Source organism: Dyella lutea (assembly GCF_024158035.1).
GTDB lineage: Bacteria > Pseudomonadota > Gammaproteobacteria > Xanthomonadales > Rhodanobacteraceae > Dyella_A > Dyella_A lutea.
This window is the reverse complement of sequence record NZ_JAMZEK010000003.1, coordinates 899,204-919,462: the sequence shown is the minus strand read 5'-3', so window position 1 is coordinate 919,462 and position 20,259 is coordinate 899,204. Positions and strand designations below refer to the sequence as shown.

Below are 20,259 nucleotides of genomic sequence, written 5' to 3'. Positions count from 1 at the left end.
CGTCTTGCCAACCATGATCGCGCCGCGTTCTTCGGCGCTCAGATGTCCGTAGTGCTGGCCCATGCATCACCTTGTCGTGGGGTGGTGCACTTGATCTTAGAAACCGCCGTTACTTTCTCTTGGCGACCCAAGAGAAAGTGACTCGGGCGCCGAAGGCGCACGAAAGCACCTGCACGTGAGGAAGCATCGGGTACGAATCGGTCACCGTGAAATAATTCACGGTCAGACGATGAAGCCCGTCGCCAATGCGCGTCAACTTTAAGAGGCATCTAGGGATGTCGGCGTCCGCTATTCCGCGCCCTAAATGATTTTTCGACGGTGTATTTCCTCCTGTTGTTCAAATATGCGTTTGACATCTATGCAAAATCGATCTCTGTTTTCAGTAAGTTCGCGGTAAGCAAACCAAATGGCAACTGCTTCCTTACACCTGTGCAGCGCGGCTGATCGATGGGTCTTCCTCATTTCTTCGGCGGATACAGGTCGCCCCATCTCAAGCGAAGCAATCCTAGCCATGCGTCGATTCTCTGCCTCACGGTGGCTGGGTTCGAGTTCGTTTTTGGCGTATGAGACCAGAACCGCACAGGCATGGTGGAAGAAAGATGTGGTGGCCAGAAATTCGCCTGAATTAAGCTCGCGATTAGCGGCTTTAACGGCATCCGGAATCGATCCGTGACCGCCTTTGAGAAGCTGGCGGTATAACTCGACCATGCCTTCAAAAAGAGTCCTTGGTGCCACTTTTGAAGCAAAACCTATCAATGCTGAAAACGGCGCCGGCTGTGCAATGTCGAAACAATCTAGTGCAGTGAGTCCGTAGCAGGCTGCTCCAACAAGGAGAAGTTGAAATTGAGATGCCAAATTGATTTGGCCTAGTAGAGGAGCGATTTGTCTCCAGAGTAAATGCTCCTCGCCACCTTTGCCATCTGGTCCCCCAAGGCCTGAATCATCACCCGCGTTTGGCGCCTCAAGGCCGTGAGCCTCCAGATGAATAACGGGCACCTTACCAGTCTCCCTAAGGCGAAGAAGGGCTTCCTCAAGCGCGCTAACGACATCGCGTCCACTTTGGCAACGTTTCAATATGACGTCTGAACTCCACGAGGCGAGGCGGTCGGCCAATTCGGAGCCAGTTTTCCGTTCGTCCTCGCGAAGCCACTCGACGATAAGCGTATGGTGCGACCCGGCCGTCCAGGTAATCGGCTTGGAGTTTCTCCTGCGCTTTGCCTCTCCCATAGACGCACCTGAGTTGAACGAGATATCCGGGAGGTTAGGTCAACAGTTACACCTTTAGTACCAGCTTCCCCCGATGACTCCCATCGAACAGCCGGTTCAACACCACTGGCGCATTCTCCAACCCCTCGGCCACCGTCTCTTCGGTCTTCAGCTTGCCCTCGAGAATCCATCCCGTGATCGCATGCACCGCTTCCTTGGTCTTGGTGTAGTCGAGCACCAGGAAGCCCCGCATGGTGAGACGCTTCATGATGAAGGGGCTGAAGTCGTCGCCGGGCTTTTCGCCGGAGTTGTAGCCGGCGATGAGGCCGCAGAGGGCGACGCGTCCACCGATATTCATGCGGCCGAGCACCGCCTTCATCACCTCGCCGCCGACGTTCTCGAAGTTGACGTGCACGCCGTCGGGGGTGGCGGCCTTGAGCTGCTGTTTGAAGTCGGCGGCCTTGTAGTCGACGGCGGCGTCGAAGCCGAGTTCGTCGACCAGGTACTTGCACTTGTCGGCGCCGCCAGCGATGCCAACCACGCGGGCGCCGTGGATCCTTCCGATCTGTCCGGCGATGGAGCCGACCGAGCCGGCCGCGGCCGAGACCACCAGGGTCTCGCCGGCCTGCACGGGAGCGATGTCGGTCATGCCGTAGTAGGCGGTGACGCCGCTCATGCCGGCCGCGCCGAGCAGGGTCGGCAGCGGGATGCCGGGGTCGGCGGGCAGGCGCACGTAGCCGGGCGTGTCCTGGTGCAGCACGAGGTAGGCCTGCCAGCCGGTGAGGCCCTGCACCAGGTCGCCTTCGGCGTAGCGCGGCGAGCGCGAGGCGACCACGCGGCCCAGGCCCAGCGCACGCATGGTTTCGCCGATGGCGACGGGCGGCAGGTACTGCGGGATGTCGCGCATCCACACGCGGTTGGTCGGGTCCATCGAGATGTACAGCGTGCGCACCAGGACTTCGCCGTCCTTGAGCTCGGGGACTGCGGTTTCGACGAGGTCGAAGTTGTCGCGCTGGACCAGGCCTTCGGGGCGGGTCTTGAGGCGGAGCTGGCGGTTGGTGAGGGACATGGTGGGCCTCGTGGTTTTCCTGGGATGGTGAGTCACTGGATCCCAGCGTGCGCTGGGATGACGGATAGGTGGGTGCCCGGTTAAGTCGGGGGTTCTGGCTTGCTCAGAATGCGACAAAACACCGATACGTCACCCCAGCGGAAGCCGGGGTCCAGAGTCTTGATGCAGCGACGAAGCGAGTGCATCACACCGCCGACGCCCCGCCATCCACGCGCAGCTCGGTGGCGGTGACGTAGCGGCTCTCGTCGGAGGCGAGGTAGAGCGCCGCGTAGGCGACGTCGTCCGGCTCGCCGAGGCGGCGCATCGGGTTGCCGCGGGTGAGCTTGCGGATCGCCTCTTCCTCGCCGAGCTGCTGGAAGAACGGCTCGACGATGCCGGTGCGGATGAAGGCGGGGTGGATGGAGTTGCAACGGATGGCGAGCTGCTGGCGCGCGCAGTCGATCGCGACCGACTTGCTCAGCGAGGCGACCGCCGCCTTGGAGGCGTTGTATACGGTGTAGTCGGGGTCGACCTTGAACGCGGCCATCGAGGAGATGTTGATGATCGATCCGGGCGGGCTCTGTTTCAGCCAGGGCAGGGCGTACTTGCAGCCGAAGTAGACGGCTTCGACGTTCACGCCCATCACGCGCTGCCAGTCCTTGGTGGCCAGGCTCTCCACGCCGCCGAGGGCGCCGATGCCGGCGTTGTTCACCAGCACCGAGAGGCCGCCCATCGCCTGCGCGGCCTGTTCCAGCAAGGTCGGCCACGGGGCTTCCTCGCGCACGTTCTGCGCCGCGGCCCAGGCCACGGTGTCGCCGCGCTCGGCGTTGATGGCATCGGCCTGTGCCTGCGCGCCGCTGCCGTCGATGTCGGTGAGGAAGACCTTGGCGCCGTGGCGGGCGAACAGTCGGGCCATGGCGGCGCCGAGGCCGCCGGCAGCGCCGGTGATGTAGGCGCGCTTGCCGGCGAGGCGTGCGGTATCAGCAGGGGTCATGGTCGCGATTCCAGGGTCAGACCGAGAGGTGGCCGCCGTCGACGTTGAGCACGGCGCCGGTGGTATAGGAGGAGGCCGCGCTGGCGAAGTACAGCGCGGCGCCGGCCATCTCGGAGGGCTGCGCCACGCGGCGCATCGGCACGTGCGCCATGGCCTGCTTGAGGATCGCCGGGGTGTTGACCAGCACCGAGGCGAACTTGGTGTCGGTGAGGCCGGGCAGCAGCGCGTTGCAGCGCACGCCGGCCTCGGCGCATTCCACTGCGAAGGCCTTGGTCATCGAGATCACCGCGGCCTTGGTGATCGAGTAGATGCCCTGCTGGAAGCCGGGCACCACGCCGTTGACCGAGGCCACGTTGACGATCGATCCGCCGCCGTTCTTCGCCATGCGCTTCGCCGCGTGGCTGGACATGTAGAAGTAGCCGCGGATGTTGACGTCGACGGTCTTCTGGAAGATCGCCGGGTCGGTCTCGGTGATCGGGCCGAAGTAGGGATTGGTGGCGGCGTTGTTGACCAGTATGTCGAGCCGGCCGTGGGCTGCGTCGATGGCCGCGTACAGCGCCTCGATCTGCGCCATCTCGCCGATGTGGCAGGCGATGGCCTCGGCCTTGCCGCCCTCGGCGACGATGCCGTCGACCACTGTCTGGCAGTCCTCGAGCTTGCGGCTGGAGACGATCACGTGCGCGCCATGCGCCGCGAACAGGCGGGCGATCTCGGCGCCGATGCCGCGGCTGGCGCCGGTGACGAGGGCGATCTTGCCGGTGAGGTCGAACAGCTCGGTGGTCATGCGGGTGTCCTCGATGTCGAATCAGCGATAGGTGAGCAGGTCGGCGGCGCCGGCCAGGTGCGGCCAGGCGTTGTAGGTGACCATCTGCGGGCCGGCGCCGTTCACCCGCACGCGGCTCAGGCCGGTGTTGGCCAGCGGCCAGCTCAGGGCGAAGGTGCGCTCCGGCGGCGTGCCGAACAGCTGCGCGGCGATCACCGCGATCGGGCCGCCGGAGGTCACCACCCAGGTGTCGCCGTCGGCATCACGGGCGCGGGCGGCGAGGGCGGTGAGTGCCTCCAGCACGCCGCGGCGGAACTGCGGCCACGGGCGCGCGTACTCGTGGTCGTGGGTGCCGGCGGTCCAGCGATCCACCGCGGCGACGAACATCTGCTGGAACGCGCGGTGCGGGTCGGCGGCTGAGCGCAGTTCAGCGGCGAACGCTTCGTGGCCGGCGAGGTCGGGGCGATGCCGGGCCAGCAGGTCGACGTGGTCCAGCTCGTCCAGCGCGGACACCACTTCCACCGGAAGCTCAAGACCGGCGCCGCGCAAACAATGCTCGGCCGTTTGCGCGTGCCGGCGCAGCGCACCGCGCACCACGTGTGCGGGAGGCGCTTCGTGTGCCGCCAGCCATGCGCCCAGGCGAGCCGACTGCTGCTCGCCCACGGGCGACAGCCGGTCGTAATCGGCCGCGCCGAAGCTGGCCTGGCCGTGGCGGATCAGCAGCAGGTCGCCCATGTTCAGCGCCCCGAAGCGGCGATGCGCCGGCGGCAGCGCTGCGCCAGGTACTTGGCCGCATCGCCGAAGCCGGCGAACTGGGGGTTGCTGGTCTGGCCGAGCGCGAAGCGGCGGTAGATCTGCTGCACGATCACCTGCAGGCGGAACAGCCCGAACACCTCGTGGAAATCGAAGCGGTCGACATTCCAGCCGGTGCGCTCGCCGTAGTAGTCCACCACCTCGCGGCGGGTGAGCATGCCCGGGGCATGCGTGGGCTGGCGGCGGAACGACTGGAACACCGGGTCGTCGTCGGCCTGCACCCAGTACGCCAGCGCGCCGCCGAGATCCATCAGCGGATCGCCCAAGGTGGTCATCTCCCAGTCCAGCACGCCGGTGATGGTGAGCGGGTCGGCCGGGTCCAGCACCACGTTGTCGAGGCGGTAGTCGTTGTGGATCACGCAGATCGCGGTTTCGCGCGACGGCTGCTTGTCGGCCAGCCAGGCCATCACGTCCTCGCACGGATCGCTGCCGTCGGTCAGCGCCTGGCGGTAGCGCTCGCTCCAGCCGGCGACCTGCCGCGCGATGTAGCCCTCGCCCTTGCCGAGCGCGGCGATCGCCGGGTCGTTGGTGTCAATGCGGTGCAGTTCGACCAGCCGGTCGATGAAGCCGGTGCACAGCGCGCGCACGCCGGCGGCATCCAGCCCGAGGTCGGCCGGCAGCTCGCGGCGCAGGATCACCCCGGCCAGCCGTTCCATCACGTAGAAATCGCAGCCGAGCACGTCCGCGTCGTGGCAGGTGGCGAGGATGCGCGGCGCGTACGGGTAGTGCGGGCGCAGCGCGGTCATCACCTGCGCTTCGCGCAGCATGTCGTGGGCGGATTTCGCCTTGGCGCCGGGCGGTGGGCGGCGCAGCACCAGTTCGCGGTCGCCGTAGCGCAGCAGGTAGGTGAGGTTGGAAGCGCCGCCGGGAAACTGGCCGAGCTCGGGCGTGCCGATGAGGCCGTCGATGTGCTCCTTGAGGAAGGCGTCGACGCGGACAAGATCGAACGCATCCTCGGCGCGCACCGGGCGCGGCTGGTCGATGGCGGCGCTCATCGGGCGTCTCCGTTTTGCTGCTGGGCCTTGAGTTCGAGTTTGGCGACCACGGCGCGGTGCACCTCGTCCGGACCGTCGGCCAGGCGCAGCACGCGGGCGTAGGCGTATAGCGCGGCCAGCGGGAAGTCGTCGGAGAGGCCAGCGCCGCCGTGGATCTGGATCGCCGCGTCGATCACCCGCTGCGCCACGTTCGGAACCACCACCTTGATCTGCGAGACCAGGCTCAGCGCGGCCTTGGGGCCGGCGGTGTCCAGCGTCCAGGCTGCCTTCAGCGTGAGCAGGCGGGCCTGCTCGATCGCGATGCGCAGCTCGGCGATGCGCTCGCCGTTGCCGCCCAGTTCGGCCAGCGGGCGGCCGAAGGCGATGCGCTCGCCGGCGCGGCGGCAGAGCAGGGTGAGCGCGCGTTCGGCCGCGCCGATCGCCCGCATGCAGTGGTGCACGCGACCGGGTCCGAGCCGCCCCTGCGCGATCTCGAAGCCGCGGCCGGGACCGAGCAGGATGTTGCTCGCCGGCACGCGCACCCGGTCGAAGCGCACCTGGCCGTGGCCGCCCGGTTCGTCGTAGTCGTGGAACACGGTGAGCATGCGCTCGACGGTGACGCCCGGCGCGTCCAGCGGGCACAGCACCATCGAGTGGCGCGCGTGCGGCGGCGCGTCGGGATCGGTGAGACCCATGAAGATAAGCACGCGGCAGTGCGGATGGCCGATGCCGGTGGACCACCACTTGTGGCCGTCGAGCACGACCTCGTCGCCGTCCAGCGTGGCGGTCGCGCGCATGTTGGTGGCGTCGGAGGAGGCGACCTCCGGCTCGGTCATGCAGAACGCCGAGCGGATCGTGCCGTCAAGCAGCGGCACCAGCCACTGCGCCTGCTGGGCGGGGGTGCCGTACTTCGCCAGCACCTCCATGTTGCCGCTGTCCGGCGCGTTGCAGTTGAACACCTCCGGCGCGATGAAGCTGTGTCCCATGCGCTCGGCCAGCGGCGCGTAGTCCACGTTGGACAGGCCGGCACCGTGCTCGCCGCCCGGCAGGAACAGGTTCCACAGGCCTTCGGCCCGCGCCTGCTCTTTAAGCGTTTCCACGATCGGCGGCTGGCGCCAGCGGGTGTGGTCGGCGCCGCCGGCAAGCTGGCTGGCGTAGACCGGCTCGGCCGGGATCACCTTTTCGCGCATGAAGCGGTCGAGGCGGTCGAGCAGCTCGCGGCTGCGGGCGGAGTGCGAGAAATCCACGGTGGCGGCTCCTGATGACCGCCCGAGCCTACGCCGGCGTATCGGATCATTGAAATGCATGTGCCTTATGCCAGGTCATTGCCGGGATTGATATGCTCGCAGTCCCCTGCGCACGGACTGCCCGCATGCCCGCCCGCCGCATCGACCTCAACCTGTTCCGCGTCCTCGACGCGATCCACGTGCACGGCGGCATCAGCGCCGCAGCGCGCGCGCTGCACCTGACCCAGCCGGCGGTGACGCACTCGCTCAACCGCCTGCGCGAGCATTTCGGCGACCCGCTGTTCGTGCGCCAGGGCAACCGCGTGGTGCCGACCGAGCGCACGCTGCGGGTGATCGGCGACGTGCAGCAGCATCTGCGCGGGCTGCAGGCCAGCGTGCAGCGCGAGCTGCCGTTCGTACCCGGCGCGTTGGAGATGACCTTCACCCTCGGCTGCCGCGACGTGCTGGAGTCGATCGCCCTACCGCCGCTGGTGCGGCGCCTGGCGGAAAAGGCGCCGGGCGTGCGGCTGGTGAGCCGCCGCGTGACGGCGGGTGACCTGGAGCGCGACCTGCTGGCCGGCACGCTCGACCTGGCGGTGGATCGCCGCCAGCGCGTCGGTGCGCGGATCGCCAGCGAGCCGGTGATCGACGAACCGCTGGTGGTGGCGATGCGCCGCGATCATCCGCTGGCGAAGTATCCGCTGCGCCGTCCCGACTACCTCGCGGCCAGCCACGTGGCGGTGTCGCCGCAGGGCGAGCCGGCGGCACTGGACGTGCTGCTGCACCAGGACGGTCGCGACCGCGACGTGCGCCTGACCTGCCAGCACTACTTCGCCGCCTGCCAGGTGGTGGCGGCGAGTGACCTGCTGCTGACCCTGCCGGCCGGCTACGCGCGGAGCCTGGCGGCGATGCTGCCGCTGGCCGTGCATGCGCTGCCGCTCAAGCTCAAGCCGGTGCCGATCCAGGCCTACTGGTCGGCGGCGCGGACCGATGAAGCCGGCCATGCCTGGTTGCGCGGCGAGATCATGGCGGCGATACGGGGTGCCTCGGCAGCGTTGCCGGGCGGGCGCTGAAAGCGAGGCTAACGGCGCGCCGCCTTGCGTGCCGGAGAAGCGCTCTTGTCGACGGCTTTCCTGGCGGCCTTGCGCTTGCGTGTGTCCGGCTTGGCGGGACGGGCGGTATTCACGCGATAGACGTTGTGATGTCCGAAGCGGTCATTTCTCGGGTAGGCGAGGACATGGCGTACCTGCGGTCGGAGGCTCCCGGTCGGGAGCGCTTCGGGGCGGTTGGGCCTCGACCGGACCCGGAACGTGTGCCTTCATCGACAGCGATGGGCCCGGGCGGCGCCCCTCGACGATGGTTCGCGCCGCGTTACTCGAAGGCAACGTTCAAGGTCGGCATCGGGCTGCTAACCTGCCAGGCCCGGTCCCGGCGACCACCGCGTCCTCGCCCATGCCCTCGCCGCAAGACAGCCTGTTCGACCCGGTGCAGGCGCCGATGCCACGCCATCGCCTGTTTTTCGCACTGGTCCCGTCGGAAGCGGTACGCGTGCGGATCTCCGACGTCGCCGCCGCGCTGCGCACGCAACGCGCACTGACGGGACGCTGGGTGCGGCCGGCGCGCTACCACCTGACGCTGGCCTTCCTTGGCGACCATGTGAGCCTGGGCGACACGCTGCTTGCGTCGGCGCGTTCGGCGGGCGAAGCCGCTGCCGCCCGAGCGGCGCCGTTCGTCTGGACGGCCGATCGCGTCGACAGTTTCCGCGGTCGCCAGCCGCCCTGCGTGCTGCGCGGTGAATCGGATGTCCGTGCGCTGGCCGAGCTGTGGAGTGATTTGCGGCGCGAGCTGGCACGCCGTGCCCTGGACGCCCACGTGGATCGCAGCTTCGTGCCGCATGTGACCCTGGCCTACGCCGAGCGCGCGTTGCCGGCACCGGTCATGCTTGAGGGAAGCGTGGAGTGGCCGGTCGATGCGCTGGAGTTGCTGCACGGTGAGGCCGGTCATCGCGACTACCGGACGCTCGGTCACTGGCGGCTGGGACGCTAGTCGTCGATGGCCGCCATGCGGTTGCGGCCGTTTCGCTTGGCCTGGTACAGGGCGCTGTCGGCCTGGGCCACCAGCAGGTCCAGCGGGCGCAGTCCGGCCATGCTGCTGGATACCCCGACGCTGATCGTGACGACCCCGTGCGGGCTGCCGGAATTCTCGATCGCCAGCGCCTCGACGGTCTGGCGTAGCCGCTCGGCGACCACCAGCCCGGCCTGCAGCGGAGCCCCGGTCATCACCACCGCGAACTCCTCGCCGCCGTAGCGGCCCAGCATGTCGCCCGGTCGCCCCAGCACCTGCTGCAGCGCTTCGGCGATCTTCTTCAGGCAGGCATCCCCGGCCGGGTGACCGTAGGTATCGTTGAGCTGCTTGAAGTAGTCGATGTCGATCATCAGCAGGGTGATGCGGTCGCGGATCACCCCGGGCCGGTACCAGGCGCGTTCCAGCGCCTCGTCCAGCGCGCGCCGGTTTGGCAGGCCGGTGAGGCTGTCGGTATGCGCCATCGTGGCCAGCTCGTCGCTCTGCCGGCGCAGCCCTTCCTCGTTCTTGATGTGCTGGACCTGGGTGAGGGTGTTGCGGGTGCCATAGCCCAGCACGGCCACCACGACGCCGGCCACCCCGACATAGAAGCGCTCCTGCAGCACGACGATAGAGAGGGCCAGCAGGGCCAGCGCCATCAACAGCGGACTGCCACTGCGGACCATGCGGACGAGGGCGGGCGATGGCCGTCGCGGCGTCCGCGCGCTCTCGCGCCATGCGGTCAGTGCAAAGGCCAGGAAGGGGACGTCGACCAGCGGGTCGCGCAGCGAGCCGAAGTCGGGATGGTCACCCAGCGCCACGAAGTGGTTGTAGTAGGCGGTGGTTACCGTGTAGAGGCCGGCGAAGGTGACGACCGCCCGGTAGAACTGGAATTCGTGCCGGCGGTCGCTGGCGCTGAAGCGGATGGCCGAGGCGAGCAGCACGAACAGGTTCTCGGCGTCGAGCATGCGGACCATGTATTCGGCCTGCTCGCGGCTGCCGGCGCCATGCAGGGTCACCACGCTGAACACGTGCACGTAGAACAGGTAGCCCAGTGCCAGGGCGAGCATGGCATCGATGGTCCGCACCAGCGGGGACTCGCCCTCCACATAGGGTGCCGAGATCGCCAGCACGATCGGCACCCCGTACAGCACGAACAGAAGCGTGCTGTCGCCTGGGGCCGCGTTCGCGTTGTCCAGGAACAGGTCCTGTCGCAGGCTTGCCGCCATGCCCAGTGCCCACGAGGCCATGCCAAGCGCCATCAGCAGCCAGCCACGACCGGCGCGCCATCCACCGCGCAGCCCCCTACGCAGGGCCGCGGCGGCCGCGATCAGGGGTGCGGCCAGCAGGAAGGCGTAAGACACCTGCATGGCATGGGCAGGCAGGAAAAAGATGGCCGACGCATGCAGGAGGACGAAAACGCATGCGAACAGCAAGGTCATCGGCGGCATCCTTGGTCGTGACGGCGGTCCGGGCGGGACACAGCACTAGTACTACTTGGAGCGGGGCGCGGCAACAGGTGGCGCAGGGGCATAGGGCGCCGGTCATGGCGACGACCGCCCGGTCGAGGGTGCACACTGTCGCCTTTCCCCCGACGGAGATCCGCCATGCGCCTTACCATGCTTGCCGCCAGCCTGGCGTTGCTGATGCCGATGGCTGCTGTCGCATCGTCCCATGCCAGGACGGAACCGTCCTACGTGCGCGCCGCCGTCGCCGATCCGGCGCGCAAGGCGGACGCTGCCAACGATGCACGTCGCAAGATCGGCGCGCTGATGACCTTTGCCGAGGTGAAGCCGGGTCAGAAGGTGGTGGACCTGATCCCCGGCAGCGGCTACTTCAGCCGGGTGTTCAGCGTGATCGTGGGCCCGAAGGGCCATGTCTACGGCATCTGGCCCGACGCCTACGACAAGGTGTCCCAGCCCGATTCGGCCAACCTGCGCAAGCTCTCGCAGGATCCGCATTACGCCAACATCAGCGTGCTGGTGCAGCCTGCGACGCAATTCTCCACGCCCGAGCCGGTGGACCTGGTGTTCACCTCGCAGAACTACCACGACTACCCGGACAAGTTCATGGGCCATATCGACCCGGTGGCGTTCGACAAGCAGGTGTACGACGCGCTCAAGCCCGGTGGCCTGTTCGTGGTGGTCGACCACGTGGCGCCGGCCGGCTCCGGCATGAGCGATACCGATACCCTGCACCGGATCGACCCGGCCATCGTGAGGAAGCAGGTCGAGTCGGTCGGCTTCGTGTTCGACGGCGAGAGCAAGGTCTTGCGCAACCCGAAGGATCCGCACGACATCAAGGTGTTCGATCCGTCGATCCGCGGGCATACCGACCAGTTCGCCTACCGCTTCCGCAAGCCCGCGCACTGATCGATGGCGGAACTGGAACGTGACCCCAGGCCGCAGCCTCCGCCGGAGCCCGAGCCCGGCGAATGCTGTGGCCAGGGCTGCATCCCCTGTGTCTACGATCTGTACGAGCAGGCGCTGGGCGAGTACGGCGAGGCGCTGGCGGCGTGGCGTGCCCGTCATCCGGACGCGCCGGCCTGATCTCCGCGTTCAGCGGTAGATGATGTGCTTGCGCTGCGGCGCCAGGCGGGCCAGCAGCCGGTTCTGTACACGCACCGGGATGTGCTCCCGGTCCATCGCGATGATCAGGTCCTGCACGACCGCGTTGAACATCGCCTCGTCGATGTGCATGCCGCGGTGGACCTCGGACATCGGGTCGCCGGTGTAGCGGCAGGGGCCGTCGGCGGTCTGGCACAGGTAGTCGGCGAAATAGCGGCGGAAGCGCCGGATGTCGACGTGATCGAAGGTCGGGGCCACCAGCGGGTCGCGGGCGAACGCGTCGAGCAGGTGGTCGCTGATCGCGGCGATGCCGTCGCGGCCGCCCAACTGCTCGTACAGCGTCGGCTCGTGCGTCGGCGCGCCGGCGCAGGCGGCCAGCAGCACGAGCGCGACGAGGGTGGCGAGGCGCTGCATCGTCACAGGCTCCCCTGCAGCGAGAGGTACCAGCCGCGCTGGTCGCGCAGCCCGGCCACCGGGCCGAGCGTCACGTAGGCAGCGGTCAGAGACACGTGCTTGTCCGGGAACCAGGCGACGAACAGGTCGGCCGCGCGGCTCTCGCGGGCGAACGAGAGGTGGTCCGGCTTCTGCCGGTATTCGGCGCCCACTGCCACATGCGGATCCAGCAGCACCGCCAGCGAGCCCTCGCCGACCAGCCGGCGCCCGCCGCGGTCGCCGCCGAAGCCGAGCAGGCCGAACTGGTTGGCCGCGGTGGAGCGCAGCGTCACGTTCCACAGCAGGTTGTAGCCGCCGGCGGCGCCGAGCAGCACCTGGCTGGCGGCGAGGTAGACGTCGGTCCCACGGTCGCGCCGCGCGCCGACCAGCCGCGGGATGGTGAAATCCAGCAGGCGCTTGCGCTGCACGCCCACCGCGAGCTGCGGCCACGGGCCGTATACCAGGTCGCCGGCGAGCCGGAGCTTGGCGCCGGTCACGTCCTGGCGCAGCGCCGCTCCGGGCAGGCCGATGGCCCGGCCGAGCGTGCCCAGGTCGAAGCGGTCGCGCGCAACGGAGAGCTCAACCCGGTTGTGCCAGGTGAAGGCAGCGCCCCAGGCATCGAGCCGGTAATCGGGCAGGTCGAGCCGGGTGCGGAAGGCGGTTGCCCCCACCTGGTCGCGGGTGCCGTAACCGGCCAGCACCGCCCACGGCACCAGGCCGCCGCCGGCGCTGCCCTCGACCTCGGTCACGCCGCCGGTGGCGAGCAGGCGGCCGTCGCCGGCGTGCGCGACGGCCGGCGACAGGGCGAGCGCGGCGAGCATGGCGAAGGTCGTCTTCATGCCACCGTGCCCGCCGCCTCGGCGTCGTACCGCCGGCTCGCCTCGCCCAGCCACCGCGTGGCCTCGGCCACGGCCATCGGCCGGCTGATCAGGTAGCCTTGCACGCTGTCGCAGCGATAGCGCTGCAGCAGCTCCATGGTGGCCTCGGTCTCCACACCCTCGGCCACCACCTTCAGCCCCATGTTGTGCGCCAGCTCGATGGTCGAGCGCACGATCACCGCGTCGTCCTCGTCCTGGTCCATGCCGATCACGAAGGACTTGTCGATCTTCAGCTCGTCTACCGGCAGGCGCTTGAGGTGCGACAGCGAGGAGTAGCCGGTGCCGAAATCGTCGATCGCCAGCATCACGCCGCAGGCCTTGAGCCGGTTGAGCACTTCCAGCGAGTAGAACGCGTCGCGCATCACCGCGGTCTCGGTGATCTCCAGCACCAGCCGGCCCGGGTCGAGCCGGTAGCGGGCGAGGTGGCGCGCCAGCACGTCCGGCAGGTCGCCGCTGCCCAGGTCCATCGCCGACAGGTTCAGCGCGATGCCGATGTCCAGTCCGCTGTCGGCCCACTCGGCGCATTGCCGGATCACCTCGTGCAACACCCAGTCGGTGAGCGAGCGGATCAGGCCGGAATGCTCGGCCAGCGGGATGAACTCGTCCGGCGGCACCAGCCCGTATTGCGGATGGCGCCAGCGCAGCAGCGCCTCGACATGGGCGACACGGCGGCTGCTGAGCTGCAGCTTGGGCTGGTAGTGGAGCTCCAGCTCGCCGTTGGGTACCGCGCGGCGCAGGTCGTTGACCAGCGAGAGCCGGTGCAGATGTTCGGCATCGCGGCCGGTGCGGTACACCTGCAGTCGCTGGCGCGCCTCCTTGGCGTCGTACATCGCGATGTCGGCGCGGCGCAACAGGTCGTCCGGATGTTCGCCGTGCTCGGGGAACACCGCCATGCCGGCGCTGGCCTCCAGGAACAGCTCCACCGAGCCGGCCGCCACCGGCTGCGAGACCCCGGCGACCACCGCGTCGACCCGGGCGTCCAGCGCGGCGCGGTCGGCCGCGCCAACCACCAGCACGAACTCGTCGCCGCCGAAGCGGGCCAGCGCGTCGCCCTCGGCGAGGGCGGCCTGCAGGCGCTGCGCCACCTCGATCAATACGCGATCGCCGATGGCGTGGCCCATGGTGTCGTTGATTTCCTTGAAGCGGTCCAGGTCCAGCATCAGCACGCCCAGCGGCTGGCCGTCGTCGCGCGCCCGCGCCAGTGCCTCGTCCAGCAGCTGCTGCATACGCGCCCGGTTGGGCAGCGCGGTGAGGTTATCGTGAAAGGCCGCATGGGCGATCTGCCGCTCGCGCCGGGCGATGCCATGCTGCATGGTGTTGAACGCCTCGGCTAGCTGGCCGAGCTCATCGTTGCGCTCCACTGGTACCAGTCCGAGGTAGTCGCCGTGGCCGATGCGCCGGGCCGCCTCGGCAAGTTGCGAGACCGGCCGGGTGACGTTGCGCGACAGCCACAGCACGCCGCCGATAGAGGCCAGCAGCGACGCCAGCGCGATCAGCAGCAGCTCGCCGCCGAGCGCGTGGTAGCTCGACAGCGCCCGGTCGCGCGAATATTGCAGCAGCGCGCCGGCCGTGCCGCCGCGCCCGGGCAGCGGCTGCCAGCGGGTGAAGTAGTCGTGCGGGCCCAGCGCCACCAGCCGGGGCTGGCCGCCGGATCCGCCGGCCGCGTCGAACAGCGCGTCGCGTTCCGCGGGTCCGGTCACGGGCAGTGTGCTGGCGACCCAGCGCTGGCCGTCGTCGTCGCGCGCGACGAAGCTCACCTCCACCCCGGTCAGCTCCTTCAGCGTGCCCGCCAGTTTGCCGTCGAGGGCAAAGCCCATGCCGACCCAGGCGATCGGCGTCGGCGCGCGCACCGGCACGATCACCAGCTGGTAGGGCCGCCCTCCGATGACTGCCACCGAGGTGCCGCTGGCGCTCGAATCCGCGCCGGCGACCAGTCCCGACCAGTCGCCGGCGGGCACGCTGCGGCCGTCGCCGTCGAGGCTGGCGACCACGTGGCCGTCGAGCCGGGCCAGCACGGTGATGTTGGCGGCGATGCGGTGGCCCTGGTTGTAGAGCACCGAGTGGATGGTGGGCGTGTCGCCCGTGGCCACCGCCTGCTTGAAGCCAAAGTCCGCGGTAGTCACGCGCACCGCGTCCCGCAACTGGCTGCCGCGACTGGCCAGCAGGTCGCCGAACACGCTCGCGCCGGCGTCCAGTCGCGCCTGCGCCTGGTTCAGCGCGCTCTGCCGGGTGGCGTAGTAGAACGCCAGGAAGGTGGGCACCTGCACCAGCACGAACAGGCCGAGCAGCAGCACCGCGAGGCGGGCGCGGAAATCAATGCGCATGCGATGGGACCCGGTCTCCCAGGCCGATCTCGAGGTTCGGCGGAGCGGTGTTGGTGAGCTCGGGCGGATGCAGCGCGAGCGTGAACTGCCGCCGCGTGGGTGTCCCGCCGAGGATTACGGTCCCGCCGGCCGGCGCCGTGGCCGGATCCTGCCGCGCGTCCCACAGCTCGAGCGTGTAGCGACCGGGCGGGGCTTCGAGCGTCGCCGTTCCGTCCGGTCCGGTCTTGGCGAACCAGGGCGTATCGACCACCACCACGTACCCGAGCATCCAGTCGTGGATGTTGCAGCCGAGCACGTCCACTCCGGGGCGATCGAAGAGCACGGTGGACGCGTGGTTGCCGGCATAGAGCTTCAGTTCGAAGCGCTTGGCCGGGGAAAACGAATAGACGTGGTGGCGGACGTTGTCGCTGTTGGGAAAGCGCACCTTGCTACCCTTCTGCACCACCAGCACCTGCGGCACGAAACTGAGGTTGCGCTGGTCCATGGTGGCGAGGGCGTCGTGCGCCGGTGGCGCGGGTCGGTCCAGCGGCTGCAGCGAGACCACGGCATCGCTGACAGGTGCGCCATGCGTGTCGTGCACCCTGACCTGCAGCACCGATGCGTGGGCGCCCGTGGCGGGTGCGAGCATGATCGCCAGCCCAGCGGCGAACCCGTGGAAGACGCGTGTAGGTGATCGTGATCTCAAGGGCAGGCTCTTCCGGTGATGTGGCGGAGCGAGCCACGGTGCTGTCGTCTGCCCCCAGGATGCGGGGCATTGCCCGCGAGCCGATTGTCCTTATCGGCAATGCGTGGCGCGACCTTGAGTCGCCAGGGTCGACTCCCCGACACCTACGCTTGCAACGTACGAACGGCCGGGCGGATCGGTTGCAGGATCTTCCCGGTTTCGTGACCCATCGACGTTGATCGCATGGAGGCGCGCCGGTTAGGCTCGAGCGGTGTCAGCAAAACGGGGGGCAAACCATGAAACGCATCCTGGTTGCGGCGGGAGTCTCGCTGCTCGCCGCATGCAGCCACGACGTCCGCACGCCGGTCGCGCTCGACACCCTGGTGGTGCCGAACCAGGCGCCCTGGCTGATTCTCGGCGACGGGCCGGAGCAACTCGAGGTGAAAGGGCTTGACCAGAGCGTGAAGCTCAAGCCCGAGCCGCCGCTGGCCAAGGCGCTGGAGGCGCAGCTGCGCGCGGCGGTGCAGAAGGACTATTTCACCAACCTCACGATCGCCTGCGACGGACCCAAGGCCGCCCTCCGCGGCGGCGACGAGGACGCGCCGGACGCGGTGTGGCTGGAGTTGTCGCTCCACTGCGTCATCAACGCCCGCGGCTACGTGTCCAGCCACGACTACCGGGCCACGTCCACGACCAAGGTGCCGAGCGGCTCGGACAATGCGGCGTATGCCCGTGCGCTGGTCATCCTGCTGCGTGATGGAGCCGCGCAGATCGCCGCCAGGCTCGAGCCGGACGTCCGCAACAGCCTGCCGAAATAGGCCGGCCTAGTCCGGCTGCGCCTCGGCATCGCGGAATTGACGCTGCAGGTCCTGCTGGCAGCGCTCGATCATCGCGGCGGGGAAGAACTCGCACTGCGCCCCGACCGGGCTGGCGCCACTGGGCAGCAGCCCGTGGTCGCACAGCACCTGGGTCATGGCCAGCGTGTCGGCGCAGGCCAGCGCGCGCCCCAGTTGCGAGGATGGGGCGGTGCGTCCGTCGGCGCGTTCCTCCAGTGCCGCGAGCACGTTGGCCGGCAGATCCCAGTGCTCGGCTGCCTTCAACGAGATCTGCGCTCCCAGCCGGGCACAGGCGGCCAGGAACTGACCGGTGAGCGGGCCGATTTCGGCCGGGGCCTCCTGGTCGAGCAGGCGCACCACGGCGCCGGTGCCGGTATTGCACACGATCCCGGCCAGATAGGCCTCGAACGGGTCCGAGGTGGACTTCCCCAGGTAGGCGCAGGCGTGCGCGCAGCGCTCGGCGTGCTCCCACAGGCGCTGGCCGGCGACGTGGCCGAACATGCCGGCGCTGGCGTGGAGGATGGGCTTCATCACGTGCATGGTGACCACCCGGCGCAGGCCGTCCTGGCCCAACAGCACCACAGCGTGCTGAAGGCTCTGGATCGGATGCAGGGTGCGGTAGTAGATGCTGCGGCTGACCCGCATCACCTCGCCCACCAGCACCGGGTCGCGGCCGATCAGCTTGGACAGCTGGGCGCCGCCGACGTTGTCGGCCTTGAGCGAGCGCAGCAGCTGCGGCAAAACGGTGGGCAGGCGGGGCAGGCTGCGCACGTCGAACTGCACGCTGTGCAACTGCAGGCGGCGCAGCAGGGTGCGTTCCTCCAGGCTAGGCTCGTCGATCGCGTAGTCCGGGAGGCCGAGCACGAACCGGTGGAAGCGCTCGTCGAGCTGGGCCAGCGGTACAGCCTCGTGGGTGTCCTTGCCGGCATCGCGGAGAGGCGCCGACGCGGCAACAGACGTCCGCGCCGCCGGCGCAGCGTCCGAATAGCCAAGAATCCAGCGCCACAGCTTGCCCATGCACCCCGTCCCCGGCCGGGTCCCCCCGGCGCTTGCCCCGGACTTAACGGCCACCGCACAGAAAAATGAAGCTTCGGGGGGGTGGACCGGACGGTCCGCGGGCCCCATCTACCCGGAACTCCCCCTCCGGCGCCCCGCATGATCCCCTTTTCGATCCTCGACCTGGCCCCTGTCACCGAAGGCAGTGACGCGACCCGGTCGTTCCGCAACAGCCTCGATCTGGCCCGGCTCGGCGAGCGCCTGGGGTACCGGCGCTACTGGCTGGCCGAGCACCACAATATGCCTGGTATCGCCAGCGCCGCCACTGCCGTGCTGATCGGCCATATCGCCGGTGGTACCTCGACCATCCGCGTCGGTGCCGGCGGCATCATGCTGCCGAACCACTCGCCGCTGCAGGTGGCCGAGCAGTTCGGCACCCTGGCCGCCCTGTATCCGGGCCGGATCGACCTGGGCCTGGGCCGCGCGCCAGGCACCGACCAGGCCACCGCCCGCGCCCTCAGGCGCTATTTCGAGGGGGCCGACACCTTCCCGGACGACGTGGTCGAGCTGCTTGGCTATTTCGAACCGGCGGCGCCGGGCCAGCCGGTGCGGGCGGTGCCCGGCGCCGGGCTTGAGGTGCCGGTGTGGCTGCTCGGCTCCAGCCTGTTCGGTGCGCGGCTGGCCGCGCAGCTGGGGCTGCCGTACGCGTTCGCTTCGCACTTCGCGCCGGACGCGATGGACCAGGCGCTGGCGATCTACCGCCGCGACTTCCGTCCCTCGACGCGGCTGGCCGCACCCTACGCGATCCTCGCCGCCAACGTGGTGGTGGCCGACAGCGATGCCGAAGCGCGCCGGCTGTTCACCACCCAGCAGCAGGCCTTCGTCAACCTGCGGCGCGGGCGGCCGGGGCTGATCCCGCCGCCGCTGGACGATATCGAGGCATTCTGGACGCCGGCCGAGAAGCTCGGTGTGGAGCATGCGCTGGCCTGCGCGGTGGTGGGTGGCCCGGCGACGGCCGGAGCCGGCCTGCGCGCCTTCATCGAGCGGCACCGCCCGGACGAACTGCTGATCACGGCCAACATCTTCGACCACGGGGCCCGGCTGCGCTCGTTCGAGCTGGCGGCCGCCGTCCGCGATGCGATGGCGAATGCTTCGCCGGCTGCGGCCGGATGAGCCGGTCGAGACGCGCTTCAGGCATCATGGCCAGTCCCCCCGCCTGGCCCGTTCCCACAGCATGAAGATTCCCCACGGCCTGCAGCCGCTGATCGACGATGGTGTGATCGACCAGGTGCTGCGCCCGCTCAAGAGCGGCAAGGAGGCCTCGGTATACGTGGTGCGTTCGGGCGATCACGTCCGCTGCGCCAAGGTCTACAAGGACATGGCCCGGCGCAGCTTCCAGCAACGCGTGCAGTACCAGGAAGGGCGCAAGGTGCGCGGCAGCCGCGAGACGCGCGCCATGGGCAAGTCCACCAAGTTCGGCCGCAAGGAGGCCGAGGCCGCCTGGAAGAACGCCGAGGTCGACGCGCTCTACCTGCTCAGCGACGCCGGCGTGCGCGTGCCCAAGCCCTACGGCTACTTCAACGGCGTGCTGCTGATGGAGCTGGTGACCGACGGGGACGGCCACTCCGCGCCGCGGCTCGGCGAGGTGGATCTGGATGCTGACACCGCTCGCGCCTGGCACCGCTTCCTGATGCAGCAGGTGGCCCGCATGCTCTGCGTGGGGCTGATCCACGGTGATCTCTCGGAATACAACGTGCTGGTGGGGCCAGACGGCCCGGTGATCATCGACCTGCCGCAGGCGGTGAGCGCCGCTGGCAACAACAATGCGCGCTTCATGCTGCGCCGTGACGTGAGCAACCTCACCATCACCCTGGCGCGCTTCGCGCCGGAGCTGCTGGACACGCACTACGCCGAGGAGATGTGGGCGCTGTTCGAGCAGAGCGAGTTGCATCCGGACACCGAACTCACCGGCCACTTCACCTTCGACGAGCGCGCCGCCGACGTGGACAGCGTGATGCAGTCGATCATCGATGCGCGCGAAGAGGCGATCATCCGCCAGCAGGGACGCGAGGCTGCGCGGGAGGATTGAGGTTTCGCTGTGCGCAGGCGGAATCGATGTCGTTGCGGGGGCGAAGAGCGTCGCGGCTGAAGCCGCTCCCACGGGGCGATCGGGCTTCCACTGGCTGTGTGGAAGGGCTTCAGCCCCGTGCTCCGGCAGAGCGACCGGACTTCCAGGGACCTGTGGGAGGGGCTTCAGCCCCGACTGCACAGTCTTTTGGGCCTCGTCGAACCAGCACTTCGCCATGAAAAAGGGCCGCATCGCGGCCCTTTTCGTTCAGTGCCCGGGGAAGCTGTTTCCCTTGGCCGCCTTCTTGGCCGCCTTCTCGGCCTTCTTTTCCTTGGGCGTCTTCAAGGCTTTCTTCTTGTCGCCTTTCTGCTGGTTCAGACCTTTCATGGCGCGCTCCTGCGGGGTGATC

At 68.8% G+C, this 20,259-nt stretch carries 20 protein-coding genes; 7 read left to right on the top strand and 13 right to left on the bottom strand.

What is annotated here, in order from left to right; translation table 11 throughout:
• Nucleotides 1-300 precede the first annotated feature (300 nt).
• From NC595_RS16570 to NC595_RS16540, 7 genes are all read right to left on the bottom strand, one after another.
• On the bottom strand, nucleotides 301-1,113 hold the full coding sequence (locus NC595_RS16570; RefSeq protein WP_253568298.1) for a hypothetical protein: 813 nt from the start codon (nucleotides 1,111-1,113) through the stop codon (nucleotides 301-303).
• A gap of 160 nt (nucleotides 1,114-1,273) precedes the next feature.
• The gene (locus NC595_RS16565) at nucleotides 1,274-2,275 is read right to left on the bottom strand and encodes an NADP-dependent oxidoreductase (protein WP_253568296.1); all 1,002 of its coding nucleotides are present in this window, start codon (nucleotides 2,273-2,275) and stop codon (nucleotides 1,274-1,276) included.
• 184 nt (nucleotides 2,276-2,459) lie between these two features.
• On the bottom strand, nucleotides 2,460-3,248 hold the full coding sequence (locus NC595_RS16560) for an SDR family oxidoreductase (protein ID WP_253568294.1): 789 nt from the start codon (nucleotides 3,246-3,248) through the stop codon (nucleotides 2,460-2,462).
• Nucleotides 3,249-3,264: 16 nt separating this feature from the next.
• Nucleotides 3,265-4,032 carry an SDR family oxidoreductase gene (locus NC595_RS16555; RefSeq protein WP_253568292.1) on the bottom strand — a complete coding sequence of 256 codons (768 nt, stop codon included), beginning with the start codon at nucleotides 4,030-4,032 and terminating at the stop codon, nucleotides 3,265-3,267.
• Between the two features lie 21 nt (nucleotides 4,033-4,053).
• On the bottom strand, nucleotides 4,054-4,746 hold the full coding sequence (locus tag NC595_RS16550) for a histidine phosphatase family protein (RefSeq protein ID WP_253568291.1): 693 nt from the start codon (nucleotides 4,744-4,746) through the stop codon (nucleotides 4,054-4,056).
• Nucleotides 4,747-4,748: 2 nt separating this feature from the next.
• The gene (locus NC595_RS16545; RefSeq protein ID WP_253568289.1) at nucleotides 4,749-5,819 is read right to left on the bottom strand and encodes a phosphotransferase family protein; all 1,071 of its coding nucleotides are present in this window, start codon (nucleotides 5,817-5,819) and stop codon (nucleotides 4,749-4,751) included.
• Nucleotides 5,816-7,045 carry an acyl-CoA dehydrogenase family protein gene (locus NC595_RS16540; RefSeq protein WP_253568288.1) on the bottom strand — a complete coding sequence of 410 codons (1,230 nt, stop codon included), beginning with the start codon at nucleotides 7,043-7,045 and terminating at the stop codon, nucleotides 5,816-5,818. Before NC595_RS16540 ends, NC595_RS16545 begins: the two co-directional genes overlap by 4 nt.
• Nucleotides 7,046-7,170: 125 nt before the next feature.
• Between NC595_RS16540 and NC595_RS16535 the strand changes: the two genes are divergently transcribed.
• Nucleotides 7,171-8,097 (top strand): LysR family transcriptional regulator, encoded by a 927-nt coding sequence (locus NC595_RS16535; RefSeq protein WP_253568286.1) that lies wholly within the window; start codon nucleotides 7,171-7,173, stop codon nucleotides 8,095-8,097.
• 379 nt (nucleotides 8,098-8,476) lie between these two features.
• Nucleotides 8,477-9,070 (top strand): RNA 2',3'-cyclic phosphodiesterase, encoded by a 594-nt coding sequence (gene thpR, locus NC595_RS16530; protein WP_253568284.1) that lies wholly within the window; start codon nucleotides 8,477-8,479, stop codon nucleotides 9,068-9,070.
• On the opposite strand, the gene NC595_RS16525 is transcribed toward thpR, so the two are convergent.
• Nucleotides 9,067-10,527, bottom strand: a complete 1,461-nt coding sequence (locus NC595_RS16525) for a GGDEF domain-containing protein (RefSeq protein ID WP_253568282.1) — start codon at nucleotides 10,525-10,527, stop codon at nucleotides 9,067-9,069. The genes thpR and NC595_RS16525 overlap by 4 nt on opposite strands.
• Before the next feature lie 165 nt (nucleotides 10,528-10,692).
• Here NC595_RS16525 and NC595_RS16520 point away from each other — a divergent pair, with 165 nt between their 5' ends.
• Both NC595_RS16520 and NC595_RS16515 read left to right on the top strand, forming a co-directional pair.
• Nucleotides 10,693-11,457, top strand: a complete 765-nt coding sequence (locus NC595_RS16520) for a class I SAM-dependent methyltransferase (RefSeq protein ID WP_253568280.1) — start codon at nucleotides 10,693-10,695, stop codon at nucleotides 11,455-11,457.
• Nucleotides 11,458-11,460: 3 nt separating this feature from the next.
• A complete protein-coding gene (locus NC595_RS16515) occupies nucleotides 11,461-11,634 on the top strand; it encodes an oxidoreductase-like domain-containing protein (RefSeq protein WP_063671463.1) in 174 nt (57 codons plus the stop codon).
• 9 nt (nucleotides 11,635-11,643) lie between these two features.
• Here NC595_RS16515 and NC595_RS16510 read toward each other — a convergent pair whose 3' ends face one another.
• The 4 genes from NC595_RS16510 to NC595_RS20510 are packed head-to-tail and all read right to left on the bottom strand — an operon-like array spanning nucleotide 11,644 to nucleotide 15,914.
• Nucleotides 11,644-12,066: a group I truncated hemoglobin gene (locus NC595_RS16510; protein WP_253568278.1), complete on the bottom strand. Its 423-nt coding sequence runs from the start codon at nucleotides 12,064-12,066 to the stop codon at nucleotides 11,644-11,646.
• A 2-nt stretch (nucleotides 12,067-12,068) separates the two neighbouring features.
• Nucleotides 12,069-12,923: a DUF3034 family protein gene (locus NC595_RS16505; protein ID WP_253568276.1), complete on the bottom strand. Its 855-nt coding sequence runs from the start codon at nucleotides 12,921-12,923 to the stop codon at nucleotides 12,069-12,071.
• Nucleotides 12,920-15,286: a putative bifunctional diguanylate cyclase/phosphodiesterase gene (locus NC595_RS16500; RefSeq protein ID WP_253568274.1), complete on the bottom strand. Its 2,367-nt coding sequence runs from the start codon at nucleotides 15,284-15,286 to the stop codon at nucleotides 12,920-12,922. Before NC595_RS16500 ends, NC595_RS16505 begins: the two co-directional genes overlap by 4 nt.
• Complete coding sequence (locus NC595_RS20510; RefSeq protein ID WP_343214916.1) at nucleotides 15,276-15,914, bottom strand: methylamine utilization protein; 639 nt, start codon at nucleotides 15,912-15,914, stop codon at nucleotides 15,276-15,278. Before NC595_RS20510 ends, NC595_RS16500 begins: the two co-directional genes overlap by 11 nt.
• 332 nt (nucleotides 15,915-16,246) lie before the next feature.
• Here NC595_RS20510 and NC595_RS16490 point away from each other — a divergent pair, with 332 nt between their 5' ends.
• Nucleotides 16,247-16,768 carry a hypothetical protein gene (locus NC595_RS16490; RefSeq protein WP_253568272.1) on the top strand — a complete coding sequence of 174 codons (522 nt, stop codon included), beginning with the start codon at nucleotides 16,247-16,249 and terminating at the stop codon, nucleotides 16,766-16,768.
• Nucleotides 16,769-16,774: 6 nt separating this feature from the next.
• On the opposite strand, the gene NC595_RS16485 is transcribed toward NC595_RS16490, so the two are convergent.
• Nucleotides 16,775-17,803 (bottom strand): HDOD domain-containing protein, encoded by a 1,029-nt coding sequence (locus NC595_RS16485; protein ID WP_253568271.1) that lies wholly within the window; start codon nucleotides 17,801-17,803, stop codon nucleotides 16,775-16,777.
• A 138-nt stretch (nucleotides 17,804-17,941) separates the two neighbouring features.
• Here NC595_RS16485 and NC595_RS16480 point away from each other — a divergent pair, with 138 nt between their 5' ends.
• Together NC595_RS16480 and NC595_RS16475 are read left to right on the top strand one after the other, a co-directional pair.
• Nucleotides 17,942-18,955 carry an LLM class flavin-dependent oxidoreductase gene (locus tag NC595_RS16480; protein WP_253568269.1) on the top strand — a complete coding sequence of 338 codons (1,014 nt, stop codon included), beginning with the start codon at nucleotides 17,942-17,944 and terminating at the stop codon, nucleotides 18,953-18,955.
• Between the two features lie 61 nt (nucleotides 18,956-19,016).
• Complete coding sequence (locus tag NC595_RS16475; protein WP_253568267.1) at nucleotides 19,017-19,871, top strand: PA4780 family RIO1-like protein kinase; 855 nt, start codon at nucleotides 19,017-19,019, stop codon at nucleotides 19,869-19,871.
• The last annotated feature ends 388 nt before the right edge of the window (nucleotides 19,872-20,259 follow it).